Origin of the sequence: Siminovitchia terrae (assembly GCF_003605405.2) — a bacterium.
Taxonomy (GTDB): domain Bacteria; phylum Bacillota; class Bacilli; order Bacillales; family Bacillaceae_C; genus Siminovitchia; species Siminovitchia terrae.
In genome coordinates this window covers 1-16,742 of sequence record NZ_QYTW02000034.1, presented here as the reverse complement: position 1 = coordinate 16,742, position 16,742 = coordinate 1, and the positions used below count along the sequence as shown (strand labels likewise).

14 protein-coding genes are annotated in these 16,742 nt (G+C 39.4%); 5 read left to right on the top strand and 9 right to left on the bottom strand.

The window, feature by feature from the left end:
* Positions 1-74: 74 nt before the first annotated feature.
* The 3 genes from D5F11_RS22630 to D5F11_RS22620 form a co-directional block, all read right to left on the bottom strand.
* Positions 75-278: a hypothetical protein gene (locus tag D5F11_RS22630; protein ID WP_126646662.1), complete on the bottom strand. Its 204-nt coding sequence runs from the start codon at positions 276-278 to the stop codon at positions 75-77.
* Between the two features lie 122 nt (positions 279-400).
* A complete protein-coding gene (gene rsiV / locus D5F11_RS22625) occupies positions 401-1,255 on the bottom strand; it encodes an anti-sigma-V factor RsiV (protein WP_185830869.1) in 855 nt (284 codons plus the stop codon).
* A complete protein-coding gene (locus D5F11_RS22620; RefSeq protein ID WP_120118461.1) occupies positions 1,255-1,752 on the bottom strand; it encodes an RNA polymerase sigma factor SigV in 498 nt (165 codons plus the stop codon). The genes rsiV and D5F11_RS22620 overlap by 1 nt, the downstream gene beginning before the upstream one ends.
* A gap of 640 nt (positions 1,753-2,392) precedes the next feature.
* Between D5F11_RS22620 and D5F11_RS22615 the strand changes: the two genes are divergently transcribed.
* Positions 2,393-3,847: a polysaccharide deacetylase family protein gene (locus D5F11_RS22615; RefSeq protein ID WP_120118460.1), complete on the top strand. Its 1,455-nt coding sequence runs from the start codon at positions 2,393-2,395 to the stop codon at positions 3,845-3,847.
* 429 nt (positions 3,848-4,276) lie between these two features.
* Here the strand turns inward: D5F11_RS22615 and D5F11_RS22605 are convergent, their stop codons facing one another.
* From D5F11_RS22605 to D5F11_RS22595, 3 genes are all read right to left on the bottom strand, one after another.
* Positions 4,277-4,564, bottom strand: coding sequence for a hypothetical protein (locus D5F11_RS22605; protein ID WP_120118459.1), 288 nt, complete (start codon positions 4,562-4,564; stop codon positions 4,277-4,279).
* 184 nt (positions 4,565-4,748) lie between these two features.
* Complete coding sequence (locus D5F11_RS22600) at positions 4,749-6,113, bottom strand: sensor histidine kinase (RefSeq protein WP_120118458.1); 1,365 nt, start codon at positions 6,111-6,113, stop codon at positions 4,749-4,751.
* A gap of 1 nt (position 6,114) precedes the next feature.
* Positions 6,115-6,801, bottom strand: coding sequence for a response regulator transcription factor (locus D5F11_RS22595; RefSeq protein ID WP_120118457.1), 687 nt, complete (start codon positions 6,799-6,801; stop codon positions 6,115-6,117).
* 260 nt (positions 6,802-7,061) lie between these two features.
* Here D5F11_RS22595 and D5F11_RS22590 point away from each other — a divergent pair, with 260 nt between their 5' ends.
* From D5F11_RS22590 to D5F11_RS22575, 4 genes are all read left to right on the top strand, one after another.
* Positions 7,062-7,283: an SHOCT domain-containing protein gene (locus D5F11_RS22590; RefSeq protein ID WP_120118456.1), complete on the top strand. Its 222-nt coding sequence runs from the start codon at positions 7,062-7,064 to the stop codon at positions 7,281-7,283.
* A gap of 81 nt (positions 7,284-7,364) precedes the next feature.
* On the top strand, positions 7,365-8,369 hold the full coding sequence (locus D5F11_RS22585; RefSeq protein WP_120118455.1) for a DJ-1/PfpI family protein: 1,005 nt from the start codon (positions 7,365-7,367) through the stop codon (positions 8,367-8,369).
* A 15-nt stretch (positions 8,370-8,384) separates the two neighbouring features.
* Complete coding sequence (locus D5F11_RS22580; protein ID WP_120118454.1) at positions 8,385-8,819, top strand: hypothetical protein; 435 nt, start codon at positions 8,385-8,387, stop codon at positions 8,817-8,819.
* A 24-nt stretch (positions 8,820-8,843) separates the two neighbouring features.
* The gene (locus D5F11_RS22575; RefSeq protein ID WP_120118453.1) at positions 8,844-9,458 is read left to right on the top strand and encodes a DUF2306 domain-containing protein; all 615 of its coding nucleotides are present in this window, start codon (positions 8,844-8,846) and stop codon (positions 9,456-9,458) included.
* Between the two features lie 254 nt (positions 9,459-9,712).
* On the opposite strand, the gene D5F11_RS26960 is transcribed toward D5F11_RS22575, so the two are convergent.
* The 3 genes from D5F11_RS26960 to D5F11_RS22565 form a co-directional block, all read right to left on the bottom strand.
* On the bottom strand, positions 9,713-9,850 hold the full coding sequence (locus D5F11_RS26960; protein WP_185830868.1) for a hypothetical protein: 138 nt from the start codon (positions 9,848-9,850) through the stop codon (positions 9,713-9,715).
* Between the two features lie 212 nt (positions 9,851-10,062).
* Positions 10,063-15,867, bottom strand: coding sequence for a DUF3320 domain-containing protein (locus tag D5F11_RS22570; RefSeq protein WP_120118452.1), 5,805 nt, complete (start codon positions 15,865-15,867; stop codon positions 10,063-10,065).
* Positions 15,868-16,508: 641 nt separating this feature from the next.
* Positions 16,509-16,742: zinc ribbon domain-containing protein (locus D5F11_RS22565; protein ID WP_143253784.1), on the bottom strand; the 234-nt coding region annotated here is incomplete at its 5' end.

Sequence of the window (16,742 nt, the reverse complement as noted above, 5' to 3'; positions counted from 1 at the left end):
TTTCATCTCATTGTTTTTGGTTAGGTCCGAAATAAGGTTCTCTAAAGGCTTTCAAGCATTAGAACAGAGAGTTGTTAGCCCTCGACAGACGTTGAACACAAAGAAATCTTTATCAAATGCGCCTTGGCGTATTTGATAAAGATTTTAACGAGCTTCGCTCGATAAATTTCCTCTGAAAATCTGTGGCATCCGCCGGAGGCTTTAACTTTATTCAGCCGGGGTTTGACCCCCAATGAATGGAATGGGAGACTTCTGCTGAATGAAGTTAAGTGAAACATTAAAAATCCGCTACTGATAAGCTTTGGTACAGGGTTTTAAAAACAACTTGCCAGTTAATTCGCAGCACTATAAATTCGGTTTCAAAATAAACTTACCAGATGTGATTTCTCGATTTCGATTTTTATTTTATATATTCGTTACTTACTAATACATCTTCAATCGCATTGGTCGGAATGATAAATTCAATCACTCCCATATACCCTGGGGCGACTTCGTATTTATTAAAAACAATGACAAGTTTACTTTGATCGTTAATATAGAATGTCTGATTCTTATCAAATGTTTCGAGTACATCTTCTTCCCAATAGCTCTTTTCGGTGTCTTCCTTCATCTGCTGTCTCATCTGCTCTTTAATATTTTCACTGATTAGGCTGATATAGCTATCGTCTTTAAATAAACTTGGCAGGGTAATCAAAAGTTGATTTTTCTTGTCTACCGTATCATATTTAAATGTTGTCGAGGAAGAACCAACCGTATTTACAACATATCTGCCAATGGCTAGAATCTGATCATTGTCGGTTTTGACATCATAACCGCTTTCTACACCTAAATGCCCTCCGCCACTTTTCTTTAATTCCTCCATTTCAGCCATAAAATCGTTGTAAAGTTTTTCACCTTCTTCTAGATATTTGTTGTTTAATGTGGCCTCTAACTTTTTATTTTCCATGTTTGTAATGGCAGGTACTTTAATATCGGTTTTGGCCGTTCCTTCATCTACTTTAAATTCTGTAAAAGTTAGCACCTTGACAAGCGAGCCAACTAATGGCACTTCTGATAAGGCATTTGCAAAGGTGGGGCTAGTATTAATCCCTGTGATTAATATAATAGCTGCTGCTCCGACCCCAACAAGACTCCTTATCCTATTCACATGTCTTTTCTTTTTTTGCTTGAGGGCTTTCTTCACGACGAAATCCAATTCATCGGGTATCGGTGTATTCTTATATTCATCTCTTAAAGTTTCTAATTTCTTATCCATTATGTTAATTCCTCCTCGGTGATTGTGATGCGTAATAGCTTCAATCCTCTGTAAAGCCGTGTTTTCACTGTATTAATGTTTTCATCCACAATCTCCGCAATTTCCTCTAATTTTAAATCCTCAAAGTAGCGTAAAGTAATGACAGTTTTATAATGAAGTGGTAATTCATCTAAAGCATTGTAAAGATCAATATCCTTGTATGCGTCTTCTTTTCCCTGTCTTAAATATTCAATCGTTTGATCATCCGCAAGTGTTATTTTCTTTTGTTTTCTTAGAAAGTCGAGCGCTGTATAAACGACAATTTTATAAAACCAGCTTTTTATCGAGCTAGGATTTTTAATTGCTTCTATAGAGATAAGAGCTTTTTTTATTGATTCTTGAACAATATCCAACGCATCTTCTTTATTTTTCACATAACTAAACGCTAAGCGATAAAAATCTTCTTTGTGATCATTTATACAGGTAACAAATAGTTCATTCACATCTTTTTTTATCATTAATTCAAAGAGCTCCTTTTACAAAGTACATGTTATAAGCTGTTACGTACTATAGACGAAGAAGTGTTATCGAAAAGTTTCATATGAGGGTATTCAAGAAGATATTTGCAATAAGAAAACAAGATCATTCCTATCATTATGGGATTTCTTCTATCTTGAATATGTCGTTCTCATTGAATTGATTGGCAATATGATTCCTGAACGGACACCCACAAATGTTGTCCCAAAAGTCTTTCCTTGAGTTCCTGAAATTCAATCCTGCATGACTACATTTTCTATAACCGCCCACCCTATCACCTCTTACTATAGTATGGACACAATGATTAAGGCTAAAAGCTTATATCCGTCGAAGGACGGTAGAGTTAGACTATGCATTTATAAGTAAAAACAAATTCCTCCTATCAATTTATAATCGTAACAGCTATAAAATGTGTTGCTGTCTCTTCAAATAAAAAGACGTTTAATATAATCACAAAGTTTGCCTTCAAAAAAAATGTACTAGAAATAAATATTTTATCTTTTTAATGAAACTAAATGATTCGGTGATTTCGTCTATTAACTGGTCTGTTTTTAATAATGAATGATATATGATATGGAATTAGTCTTTTTTCAAGAATATTACGAAGGGTAGTAGATTAAAGTGAGTTTGATAAAGCGAATCAAATGGCCAGGATGGATCGTATTTATTTTATTAATCGGAATCATAATGAGTGTATTCTATCAATCTATCGGTACAAAAAAAGTCATTGCAAACAATTACAAAATTAAAAATTCAATTATCACAACCACATATAGCCATGATGTGAGTGAACTACCTGGATTGAATTTACAAACAGAAACAGAAGTAACAAATAAATATACGATGTTCATAGGTATTCCAACAACAGATAGTGAAATGGTCAATACCCCTATCCAAAAATGGATTGAACAGCAGAAGAAAGAATTTAAGGAAGATGTAAAACAAAATAACAATCAGTTAGGGAATGGGGATGTGGCTCATTTAAATATTCAATTGGATACAAAGAATATTACTGACGAAATATATAGCCTTTTATTTACTGTTAACCGATATACAGGGGGAACAATCGAACAGCAGACTATTAAGCCCTTCACAATAGATATGAAACAGAATAAAATTTTAAAATTTACCGATATCATCAACATGGATGATGAAGCTTCAAAAGAAATTCAAAAATTGATTAAAGAAGAAATAAAAAAAGATAATGATTCGAATTTTAATATTATGGAAGATTTGCTGGAAGAAACATTAAGACGATTTGATGATTTGAAATGGGTAATAAGCGAGAAAGCTCTCACGATTTACTTTGATGAGTATGAAATCACCGGTGGAGCTGAAGGAGTAATAGAAGTAGAAATTCCCTTTGAAAAATTGGATTCATACATAAATTATAGTATGTTAATGAAAGGGCAAGAGCCCAAACATAAAGAAGAAAAAAAAGAACACGGAAAGAAAGAACTAGACCCAAATGGAAAATATATTGCACTTACTTTTGATGATGGACCATATCCAAAAGTTACACCACGAGTTTTAGAGGTATTACTGCAATATGAAGCAAAAGCAACTTTTTTCATGCTAGGCAAACAAGTGGAATACTATCCGACAATTGCAGAACAAGTTGCAAAGGCTGGTCATGAAATTGCTAGTCATTCTTACAGTCACACAGATCTGACTAAATTAAGTAGTGAAGCTATTAAACAGGAATTTAACGAAACTAGCAATAAAATCGAAACAGCTACTGGAATAAAACCTACACTATTTCGCCCACCATATGGGGCTTATAATGATGAGGTTATAAACTATGCAAATAATAATGGGGATTCCATTATTCTATGGTCTGTCGATTCACTAGATTGGAAGAGTCTGAATGCTTCTGCTGTAATCAATACTGTTACACGAGATGTAACAAATGGTTCGATTGTATTATTACATGATATTCATGAATCAACTGCGGACGCTTTACCAGAGCTGTTAGCATCCTTAAGGAATCAGGGTTACCAGTTCATTACAGTATCTGAGCTTATTGCTCTTCAAAAAGAGAAAGGTGTAGGCCCTCATTTTGGAAAAGTTTCTTAATTTATGAATGGAGCTGTCAAGAACGTCGGTTTGACTGACTTTCTTAACAGCTCAAACGGTGAAACTTTCTAGGACTTCACTGTCAAGCGCAGACGCAACAATGCCAAGCCTAACCTGGTACTTGTATGCGGCAAATCTTGCAAGAAGACCGGGATATTTGTAGAATGGTTTTATTTAAGAATCGCGCGGGGCTTGATAAGCTCCATCACCAAATAATTGATCGACCAAATGACTTAAGTGCTCCACCTGTCGTAGGATTGATGATGCCAGTTCTGCATATGTCAAACCGACGAATATCACAAGAATTCCACCTGCGACAAATGCAATCATCGACCCGATTGTACCAGTCCCGATAATCCACTCTCCTGAAAGTACAATGCCGAATCCATTCTTTCTCTAATCCGCTTCAGATTGTCCACAATCCACAAATCATTCATTTTTCTTCCCATTCGAACAAAAGAATTGTTGTTTATCTGCTAACTGATCAAAATTTACACGAAATACTTGTTGAGGATGATCTTTTGAATATCCCTCAACATGAATGGTACGATCATACATCTCTCCTATATGGCTAGACGATGTGTCTATAATTTCTACTCCATTTTTTTCCTTTAAATAGTCTATGGATACTTTTTTTGCTTCGCTAAGTTGTTGCTTAGTAGGATTGGGTATAGATTCTGTGATAACAGCTACCAATAAAAGATACAAAGTGACCAAAAACCAAAATACCTACAGAAAAGCTAATTAATTTCAATGCTTTAAACATAAATTTTTTTCTTTCTTTATTCAAAACCCCTTCCCCTCTCCACCTTCCCTTGATGTGTAAAATAATATATTCACTGAAGGAAGGAACATCTCTCTTACTTTGCTTTCCCATCAAAAGACAGCTATTATTTTATGTCTATTTCTCTTTTGATTCTTTAGATTGCTTCTTGGTTCCCATGTTTTGTGCATCAAGGAAGGGGATCCAACCTCTCAGGAGTGCGCCACCTTCTGAATGGTTATCTACCATTAGGTCGCCTCCATGTCGCCTAATGATTTTTTTTGAAATGGTCAATCCTAACCCGACGCCTCCGGTTGAACGATTTCTCGATGCTTCCCCACGATATAGTGGTTCAAATACTCGTTGGAGGTCCTCCGAGGAGAAACCCTCCCCTGTATCCTGAACAGTAAAGATCACTTTGTTACCATTCTTAAAGCATTGGACAAAAACCTTACCGTAGCATGGTGTATGTCTGACCGCATTATCCAATAAATTATTCATGGCTCGCTCCAGTAAGTGTGAATCGCCCATGATTACGCAATCCTCCCCAGAATGATCCACGATAATCGAGATGTGCTTTTTCTGAGCTAAAGGATTCAGGCTGTCAATCGACTTCTGTAACACAAGTGGAAGATCAACCGTGTTTTCTTTAAGTTCCGCATCTAAATATTCTGTCTTTGTAAATGTAAAAAGTTCCTCTACGAGTCGGTCCAATTGTGCTGACTTTTCCTTACAAACCGCCAAATATTTTGCCATTTTATCCGGCGAATTGGCAATGCCTTTCTCTAGGCCGTCCAAATAACCTCGTAAGGCGAATAACGGTGTCCGTAAATCATGGGCAACAGCAGCAATCACAAATCGCCGTTCATCTTCTAATTCCACTTGTTTTTGAAAAGATTCATTTAGACCATCTACCATCACTTTAAATCCGTCATGAACCTCAGCAATTTCTGTGATCCTAGATGTAGGTAATTGGACATCCAAATCTCCTTCTGCAATCTGCCGAGCACACTGGCTCGTTTTCTCCAGAGGTATGAGAATATATCTTCGAATGGCGTATCCGACAATAAAAAAAGCCGATAATAGACCAAAGAATGCCGCAATCATTTGAGTTACTTTTGAATTTGCTTGATAAATAGCAACCCTTCCAAGTACTTGATCATCCTGAATGATCGAAAAATGCTCTGTTCGCTTAAAGGAGGGCTCCCGTTCAGAATCCGTTCGGAAAATCTCCTGATTGGAGTCAGATAGAATCGACACATCCATATTCATTTTCTCTAACTGTCTGCTCAATTGTTCCTGCCAAGCGGGGTCTGTCCAGTTATCGGTGTTTGTCTCGATCAAGTGAATCGTTGCTTCCACATTCTCTTTTTGAGAATCATCCATTCCTAATCTGACAGTTTTCGTTTCCATAAAATGCGCGGCTACATAGAATAACCATGGGAGAGTGAGGATAAGAAATAAGCTGAGTATTGTAAACTTACGAATGCGAATTGTTTTCATTTTATTCACCTTTGAAACGATAACCGATGCCCCATACATTGATTATGAATTGTGGATCATTCGGATCGGCTTCAATTTTCTCACGAAGTCGGCTTAGATGGACGCGAATGGTATGTTTGTCGCCAATTCCACTCCAAAATTTTTCAAGTAATTGGTCATATGAAAAAACATATTTTGGATGTTCGGCAAACAGTAGCAGCAAATCATACTCTTTCGGTGTGAGTGAGATGGGTCGCCCTTCTACAAATACTTCTCTTGTGGACAAATCCAGCGTAAGACGTCCATAATCCAATACCCTCCTCTGCAATTCTTGGTGAGAACTGGAGCGTCGTAATACAGCCTTCACTCTGGCAACAATCTCACCCGGTGAAGCGGTTTTAACTATATAATCATCCCCTCCAAGTGCGAGACCGCGAATCTTATCTACATCATCGCTGCGAGCACTCAAGAAAAGGATGGGTACGTTGCTTTCCATACGAATCTGTCGACATACCTCGAAACCATTCTTTCCTGGCATCATGATGTCAAGTATGATGCAATGAATTGTACCATGCATAAGCACAGCCAGTGCCTCAGTGGCATCAAAAGCAGTTTCCACATGAAAACCGTCATTCTCTAAGAAGTCCCTCAATAGTTCGGCAATGCTTTTGTCATCATCCACGACTAGAATCGTCTGTAATTCCTTCATGAAAATCCCACCTTTCCCCCGATGACTCTCCCTAGATAAACCTATCAATCAAATTTCATGTTTAGTTTATCATTTTTTCCATAAGGAACAAGGAAAGTTATAGGTTTGATAATGGATTGTGATTGTTTCGTGACTTTTTTGCGCCATCGTTTGTGACACTTAAAGGTTATTCTTTCATTGTGAGCGATCAGCGAATATCCACCACAAACTGAGTGTAATGTTTCGCCCACTCTTTAACTACTTAAAAGGAGGATTTTCAAATGGGATTCGAAAATGACAGTTTCGCATTCTTTCCATTCGGTGCATTATTTTGCCTTACTCTTTTCTGTTTTGCGGCGGTTCGAATATTTGAAATTCGATATCGTTATCGTGCTTCCAAACAAGGAGACCGAAACATCACCTCGATTCTTCAAATCCGGTTAGCCAAGGGAGAACTTGACGAGGCGGAATATGAAAGGTTAAAAGATCTTCTTATAAAATAAGAAATACCTCAAGCGTCACAGAATCTCAAATTAGACCGGATGGTTTCGACTGATAACTATTTTAAAATGGAGGTAATATGTATGCATGTTCAAATTGTATTATTTGATGGATTTGATTTATTAGATGCCCTTGCACCATATGAAGTATTCTCTGCTGCTGCCATGTTCTCCAATGAAGAGATAACAGTAGAGCTTGTGTCCGCTGAAGGTGCGGGAATGGTTACAAGTGGAATTAATCAGTTAAAACTTCAAGCAACTGGGAAATTTGATTTATCCCGTAAAGGGATCATTCTTGTTCCGGGAGCAGCTGGTACTGTTCATGATAATGGGCCAGATTCCATTCCCGTAAAGTTAAAAAAAGCCGCTGAAACTGAATTAAGCAATCTACTACGAGAAGCAATGAAGAAAGCTGATATTTTACTTTCCACAGTTTGTGGGGGTTCTCTCATTTTAGCAATGGATGGTTTATTAGAGGGGCGCCATGCAGTAACGCATCATATGGGAATGGGTCTTTTGAGTGCTACCAACGCTATTCCAGTTAATGCCCGTATCGTAGATGATGGCGATCTTGTTACTGGCGGTGGCGTTACTTCAGGGCTCGATGTTGCCCTTTACTTAGTTGAACGAGAATTAGGTCCTCGGATAGCACTTGCTGTGGAACAATTATTTGAGTATGAACGGAGAGGTACGGTTTGGAAAGCTGAAGGAAATGCACCTAAAGAAAGCCAACAAGAAAATCCAATTGAAGCGACAAGGGATCATTCCTCTATCCAAGCTCATAAGGATGTTAATTTTCAAGGGAAATGGGATACTACCATTTCCACTCCTCTTGGAAAACTTTCCGTTTTATTAGATTTAACTTCTAAAGATGGACAAATAGTAGGAACTGCAAAGCAAGGAGAAGAAATTGTCGCTTTGGACAAACCTGTACTTGAAGGGAATCAATTAAAGTGGTCTATGAAAGTGACTAAGCCCATGCGTCTTACTTTAAAATTTATCGTTACTGTAGTTGGGAACAAGATGTATGGTGAAGCAAAAGCCGGAATGCTTCCTTCATCTAAATTAACTGGACATCGTATTTCTTAAATTGGAGTGGGAACGATGTATTCAATTATTGTATTTTTTCATGTAGTTAGTGCTTTATTTTTGGGAAGCTTGCTAGCTCTCCCTTTAGTAATGAATAGCTTTTTTTCTCGCACGGGTAATGATTTAAAGACAGCACTTAAAACAGCTTTGAGCTTTACGCGAGCAAGTCATTATGCATTAGTTCTTTTAATGATTTCAGGGGTTTGGATGGTCGTTGCGTATTCATCCTATCCTTCTATCCTATGGATAGGGATTGCCATCCTGCTGCTGATCCTTATTGGTGGCCTGATAGGAATGCTGCATAAAAACATAAAAAGGATCATTTTTGCAGAGAACCCTGAGAAGAAATTATTAGAACATGAGTCAGAGTTAAAATGGTGCAGCTGGATCACATTTTTACTCATCGTTGCTTCTATCTTTATGATGACAAACCGCAGTTTGTTTTCCTAAACATTCAATGGAGGAATAGACCTAATGAAAAAAACTATTGGAATAATCGTTTTAATCCTCCCAATCATGTGGGTATTTCATACATTTTCAAAGAATTTTATGGTTGATCCTGCTTTCGAAAAATTTATTTCTAGAAAAGATCTGATTCTAACAGATCAATCCCTATGGATATTCATGATTCGTATTCATATTTTGCTGGCTATTATTTCCCTTCTCACGGGCCCGTTAGGCGTTATTAAAAGAATACGAGTGAAATCTATCAAGTTCCACCGTTGGAATGGCCGATTGTATGTCTTGTCTATCATTTTAAATTTCATTCCCGGAGTCTATGTCTCTTTCTTTGCAACCGGGGGCTGGCCAAGCACAATAGGGTTTCTTATTTTAAATACATTATGGCTCGGAACAACTATCCTTGGTTATTGGTACATCAAGAGACAAAAAGTAACCTTACATAGTCAATGGATCATTCGAAGTTTCTTTCTTTCCTTTGCGAATATGACTATTTATATAATCGTAGCCATTGCCCATAACGCGATGAATTTTTCCTATGGAAATGCCTACACGATAGCTGTCTGGTTATGTTGGACTCTTAATCTACTTATAGCAGAATTCATCATTAGAAAAAGAGCATTCTCATAAAAATCGACTTTGTCATTTTCGTTGGGATTCCTTTCTCTTTGTGTATATACATTTCACATGAGGTAAAAGGCTTAATCAGAAAAGCTAACTAAGCCCAATCTGGTCTCTCTCGTATAGACAAAAAAGCAGAGTTAAAATGGCAAAGCTCCGAGCGGCAAGACTATAGTAGAACGTTTAAGCCATAAATCAAATGCGCCTTGGCGTATTTGCGCCCAGATTTTATCGAGCTTCGCTCAATAAATTCCCTCTGAAAATCAGTGGCATCCGCCGAAGGCTTTAACTTTGTTCATCCGGGGTTTGCCCCCCCACTGAATGGAATACCAATATGCATTCATCTCACCTCTTACAGAAGTGGGAGACTTCTGCTGAATGAAGTTAAATACATTTTTCAATTTTTAAAGGTCCAGCGCCTAGCCCCTCGAGGTCACAAGCCAAATGGCTGTGGTGGCTGAAGAACTGCCTCCTCACCATTCGCCTTGCACTTGTCCCCGATATGCGGGCGCCTTGCGCGCTTTTCTTGATGGAGACATAGCTTCTTGGATAAATTAGGAGAACGACGGCATGTGAAAGCACCTCCCTTGCAAGCGGGAGGTGCTTTCGGAGCTTATTTGAGAAGTTCGATATACTCATCTTCCGTTTCTGTAATTAGTCCTTTTTCTTTCATAAAACAAATGGCTTCCTGAAGATATGTTTCAGTTTTACCGGTTACCCGGCTGAATCCTAATTGTTTGGATAGTTCACGCATCAAATCCGATTTAGGCAGCCGCAGGGCTGTTTTCATGATGTTATAATTCCCATTTGCCAATTCAACTTTGCTAATATCCTCCAGTTCCCGCCGTTCTTCACCTTTTTGTCTGAATATAGAGTATGTCTCAAATTGCTTTTCATCCTTCCAAAGAAACTTGCCTTTTTCTTCAATCGTCTCAAAAAGCATCATACTGTTTAGCGAATCTTGAATAACCGCTTCCAGTTGTGCGCCGCTTCTGCTGAATCCCCATGAATGGATGATTATTTTTGACAGTCTGGAAAAGCTGACAGGGGACTCGCAATCGATTATTTGCCTAATTTGTTCCCTGATTATTGGCAAGCCTTTGGACGTATAAAAAGATTTATTCGGCAAACTGACATCTTCTAATACGACAGGCTCAAAAACAGTTTCCTTCTCACCCTCTTCTTCCTGGATAATGAACGAATTTATTTTATCTTGGATGGATTCCTTTTTCCGATTGTTTTCCTCTGGAATGTTTGTTTCGTTTCTTTCCTCTAATGGCTTCTTTTCAATTTCGTGAATTTGCGATAAAATGCTTTCAATTTGTTTTTCTTCATCGTACCACCATTCTATCGACCACACTTTGATTATGTGCCAGCCAAGCCGGCCTAGCACAAGTTCACTCAGTTTATCGCGGTCGCGTACAGTCCGGCGCTGAGCATAACGATATCCGTCTATGAGAATGCCTGCCAGATAATGGCCGCTTTTATTATTGTCGACAACTGCAAGGTCTATTTTAAATTCACTATTCCCGACATCTGTCTTTACTTGATAACCTTCTTTTTCAAGCGCCCTACGGATTTTAGGGATGATCACCTTGGAATTCATTGTTTGATTTTTGTGCCGGTTCTCGAACGATAAATGCACATTTCCCTTTTTGGCAAATTCGATAAAGGCTTTTAAACTGTGCACTCCTTCAGCATTTGTCTTTGACAGGTTGATTTTATCAGGTTCCATGGAGGCAAAAACAACCATTTCCTTTTTGGCACGAGAGATGGCGACATTTAGCCGGCGCCATCCGCCGTCACGGTTCAATGGCCCGAAATTCAAAGTCAGATGGCCGGTTTCATCAGGTCCATATCCGACTGAAAACAGGATGATATCGCGTTCGTCTCCTTGCACGTTTTCTAAGTTTTTTATGAAGACCGGCTCCGGGACTTCATCAGTAAAAAATTTTTCCAAGGCAGCATCTTGTTTTAAGCGCTCATCTATTATATCTTCAATCAGTGTCTGCTGAACTTGGCTGAAGGTGACAACCCCTATGCTTTCATGCTGTGTTTCAGATTGGCTTAATCTTGAGAAAATCTCATTGACCACAGCTTCAGCTTCCAGTTTGTTCTGCTTGGACCTCCCGCGGTCGTAAACTCCGTGCACGTTTCTGAATGTGACCCTTGAATGAAGATCATCCACCGAAGGGAAAGTGATCAGCTTATTTTCATAAAAATGGTGATTTGAGAAAGATATCAAACTTTCATGTTCACTCCGATAATGCCATCTTAAATGTTTTTGCGGCATGCGGATCGATAAGCAATCATCCAGAACGCTTTCCATGTCCTGCAGATCAAAGTCTGTTTCTGCCTGTTGCACATTGAAGAAGCTAGTAGGCGGCAGCTGCTTCGGATCTCCTACAATGATTACGTTTTTGCCTCTTCCCATAGCACCGACTGCTTCACTTGTAGGCAGCTGGGAAGCTTCGTCGAAGATCACCAAATCAAATTTGGGAGATGACGGATTGAGATATTGGGCTACGGACAATGGACTCATCAGCATACATGGTTTAATTTTTGGCAATAGGTTTTGAATTTTCCTGAATAACTGCCGTATCGCAATGCCTCTTCCTTTGCTTTTGATCGCCTTTAGTAAAATTCCAGGCTCAGAGCTTTGAATCATATGATCCATGAGGTTGGGAACATGTCTCATCAATTTCACATAAACCTCAAGCTTGGTCAGCTCACTTAATTCATCGTCCAACTGTTTGAAACGGTTTATGTTGTTCTCAAAGCCAGCTTTGGAAAATTGAGCTAAACATTTGCTTTTGGCAATCTCTTCATCAATCCGCGTGCGGTAAAGGCTGTACAAAAAATTAGGCAGCAGTTCATGATTTCTTAATTTCTTCGCCTTATATAATTGTGTTACATCATTTAGCCCGTATGCTTCCGCTTCCTGAATGGCATGTGCCAGCTTGCAATTATCTTTTAGTTGGGGAAGGGCGCCGATCAAACGGCTGGCCTTATCTTTTGCAAAGTCGAGCCAATTTTCCTGTTCACGTTCAAACAGATCATTAAAAACCAATTCCTTTTCGACTGTTTGCATGCGGGTCATCATTGCCTCATATTCCGTCATATAGTTCGTCATTTGTTCTTCTAGATCAGTTGTGCCCATTTCCTGCTTGTTTTTCAACAATTTTTTCGTAAGTGCATGAATGAATGAGGGACTCTGATCGTAATCCAAAATGATGGATCGGACCAATGTCAGCCAGTTTAACGAGGCTTCTGTTTCTTCCCGTCCGCTTGGGCTGCCAAGCTCAAATGCAGGGAAATAGTCAGCCATTTGCTGGCTGTATCGTTTGATGACCTGCTCTTTTTCCTGGATTTCTTTGACCGTGGTAATGATTGTTTCCAATTCATCGAAGTTTATTTTTTCTTTTTTCTTAACGTATTGTTTCAGTTCTTTTGCTATTTTTCTCTTACCGAGTAAGCTTTTCATGAACCAGCTGTTTTCAGCAAGCCTAAATTCTTTTAATAACTGGTCGGCGTCTATTTTTAAGATGGACGGATCAAAGCGCTCTTCCAGTTTTTCGGAATCCTGATGATGCTGTCTTGCCAGCTCCACTGCGTCCCTTATGTCTGAAATGATAAGCTCAAATTCGTCTTCACTTAATAGATCCAGGTTGACTTCAGGTGCCGTTTGCAAGAACGGTATAAATTTAAATAGGAACTGATACCAATGAAAGTTTTTTTTACAATCGGTTATACCGATTTGTGCCAAAGTGTTTTCCAGTCTGCGGAGCTTAGGTATCTCTGCTTGGAACGCTGTCAGTTCCTCTTGGATCAGGTCATGCAGCTTTAACGAATAGTGGGTCTGTTTTATGCCGATCCAGGGATTTTCAACAGCATCACCACAATCTTCCCCGGCAATCGCAATGTTTTCAATGAACTGCTTTGACCTCTTCAACGTGACTTCATCCATTGCAATGAGATTCTCTCTATCATATTCCATGACGGTTGCCGGTTTTTTCAAATTCGAATAGGTTTCAATCATCTCATAAATGCTTTGGCCGAGTGCAGTCGGTCGATGTAAGTCATGGACATATTGATTTAACTCTTTCTTAAGAGCTTGAATTTCTGCAAACTTTTCGCTCCAGTCAGTGTCTCTTGTTTTGTGCTGTGCTTCAAAAGAATTTTCCAGCTGCTTAAGAATGTCTTTTTTCTGTCCTTTATTGGAGTATATTTCCAAACAGAAATCTGCTAGTCCAATTTCAGCCAGCCGTTTTTGAACAACGTTTAATGCTGCCATTTTCTCAGCAACAAATAAAACTGTTTTTCCTGTTGCAAGTGCATGAGAAATCATATTCGTAATGGTTTGTGATTTTCCGGAGCCGGGAGGTCCGTGCAAAACAAAGCTATTATCCCCGCCAGCCGCCCATATCGCCTCTGATTGAGTGCTATCTGAACTTAAAGGGGCATATACTTTTATCTCTTCGTCCTCTTCGGCCGTTATGGAACTGTTTTCTTCATTTATATAATTTCCTTCTATTAAGCTTGCGACTACTTTATTTTCTTTTAACTGATCGGAATGCTTTACGAGATCATTCCACATGACAAACTTTGAAAAAGAAAATAAACCGATACTGGCGACTTCCTGCACATCCCATTTCTCCATCTGCATAATCAGCCGGCGCATAGATGTCAATACTTTTCTTACATCAACCCCATGGTCATCTTTTGGAATATCATAAAGTTTGGAAGCGTCCATTCCAAACTTGTGCCGAAGGTATTCTATCAAAGAAATATTGATTTGAACCTCTTCGTCCCGAGCGCGAATATAGTATCCGCTTTTGGCTGACATCCGCACTAAATCTACAGGCAGCAATAAAATCGGCGCAAACCTTTCCTTTGAATAAGAATTAGGTTCAAACCACTTTAAAAAACCAAGGGCGATAAATAACGCGTTCGCCCCGGTTTCTTCCAGCGTATTTTTTGCTTTCCGATACAGCTTGACAAGCTCCTTTTCCAGGCTGGCATTCGTCAAGGTGGAGCGTAATCTGTTGTTTTTCATATCTTCGGTTAGAATCCGAGAATTAAGCAGCTCCTTCTGTCCCCTGAAATCCCTGGTTTTATTGCGCAACTCATTGGGAAGAGGAAGGATAAAAACTTTTTTGCCCATGGACAACGTATCCTCAATCGAATCGATACTGGAAGATACAACCGGCACTCCTTGAGTATAGAGCCGGTAATTGAGCAAATTGTTCCTGAGGCTCATATCAATCAGTTTATTTTTCCAATACATCACCTTATCTTTTGACTGCTCCAACTGTTCTGCCGGTTCATCTTCCGAAATCATCTCCACATTTTCAACATCAAAGTGGCCCTCCGCTTGAACCGGCTCTGCTATTTCCGGTGCGGCTTGAATGGTAGCACCGCTTTCGGCCTTGATGGAGACCGGTTTAATCTGCCCGATCCGGCTCCTTTGCACATCGATAAAAAACTCGAAATAATCTGGTTTCGTCAAGCTGTTTTCAGCTAAATGGACAGCGCTGGAAAAAGCAGCCTGCTGATTTGTGACATAAGTCGATTCGACTAAAATCATTTCATTGATTCCGCTGGCTATGCTTTTAGTGAGCACGCTCTTATCATCCTGGAAACTTTCGGCGGCAGCATACTCCTTCAGCCAAAAGCCCGGACAAGCATGGCCTTTGAAAAATACAACAATAGCGTGGATGCCGATTGCCTCGGCACATGCTGCATAAAGCAATGTTAAATCAAGGCATGTAGCCAGTCTATGCTTCTTGATCGAATCAGGAAAGCGGATTTTCTGCCCTTCGGATTCAAAGCTTGCAGGTGGATTTGCATATGTAATGTTATACGATTGTAAAGCAGAGAAAATCGCAGACAGCTGTGCAATCACACGATTGGGGTCACCGCTCTGATAACCGTCCATAGAACTTGATTTCGTGTGCTGCTGAAGAATCTCGGAGGCCTTTGTAATCACTTCCATCACAAATGGGCGGTTCGAGGTAATAAAACTGGAAATAATCTCAGGAAGAACGGAGGACCCCGGCCACGAATCAAATGAAAGAACATCAACAGGCAGGTACTTGTTAAAAAGAATGCGTTCTCCGGCAGTGACCTTTATTTCAAGGTAACCTTTGATGCTCTCATCTAAACGGCTTAGATAATCTGTCGACAAGATCAGATCCGGACGGAGCTCGACAGCCTCTCCAGCATTCAATTCCTCTAAAGTCAGCGTTTCAGGTTCGGAAAACCCAGGATTGGAAGTGATGTGGATGCGCACGTCTGTCAATTTCTCAAAACCGTTATTTTTAATAGATACATATTTTATTATTTGCACATGATTTTGTTGGAGGGCAAAGCTTATCTTTTTATCATATTCATAATCGCATATAATATTGGATTCCATGTCCCTACCTCCTGCCTAGTTGCCCCAATATTAGTACCCATTATAACAAACATACAGAAAAATTCATGAATTCCGGGCAGTGAATGGCTGTAACCGTATTGGATGGATGAATTTGAAGCAAAGAGCTTTGCAGTCATGGGAAGCTATATATACCATTGATTCTACAATATCGAAGAATGCATTCTAGCATTTTGGGTTTATCACCAATAGAATTCTACGAAATGAGTAAGGAAAAACCTATGAAAATCAAGGGAGATTCGTGTTTAGGGTTGATTTAAGCCTGAGCACGGCTTTATCTGGAGTGGCGGGCATGATACCCTCGTTCGGTGCATCCACCCTTATAAAGGTGGTCTCTTGGCAGCGGATTTTTGCCCGCAAAGGTTCCATGTCAAGCCACTTGGCTGCTTTACCAGATATGTAAAGAAGATCAAAAAAGTAAGAAAGTAAGATAATCAGAGAATAAGTGAGCTTATGTCCAAAATTCTGGGGTTAATCCGCCCCCTTGTAGGATCAAGATAGTGTGAATCCACCCACATCAACAACGCTCAGGTATCTTTACTTGAACTACTCCCACTTAACAACCTTACGGTCTGTTTGAAGTGGGAGATTCCTAAGAACACCTTCGTAACCGAAAGTTTTGATTAGGCTATCCCCGTAGTTCCTACGGTTAGAAGTCTTATAGCTTCGTTTCTAAGGTTTTGTCCTGCGTTAATATCCCTATCGTGATGTGTGCCACAAGATGGACAATCCCATTCACGAAGATTTAGATTCTTAACGTTTTTATTTTGGTAACCACAACATGAACATAGTTGAGAACTTGCGAATGTCTTTGACACAGCCACTACTTGCTTGCCATACCATTTTGCTTTGTATTC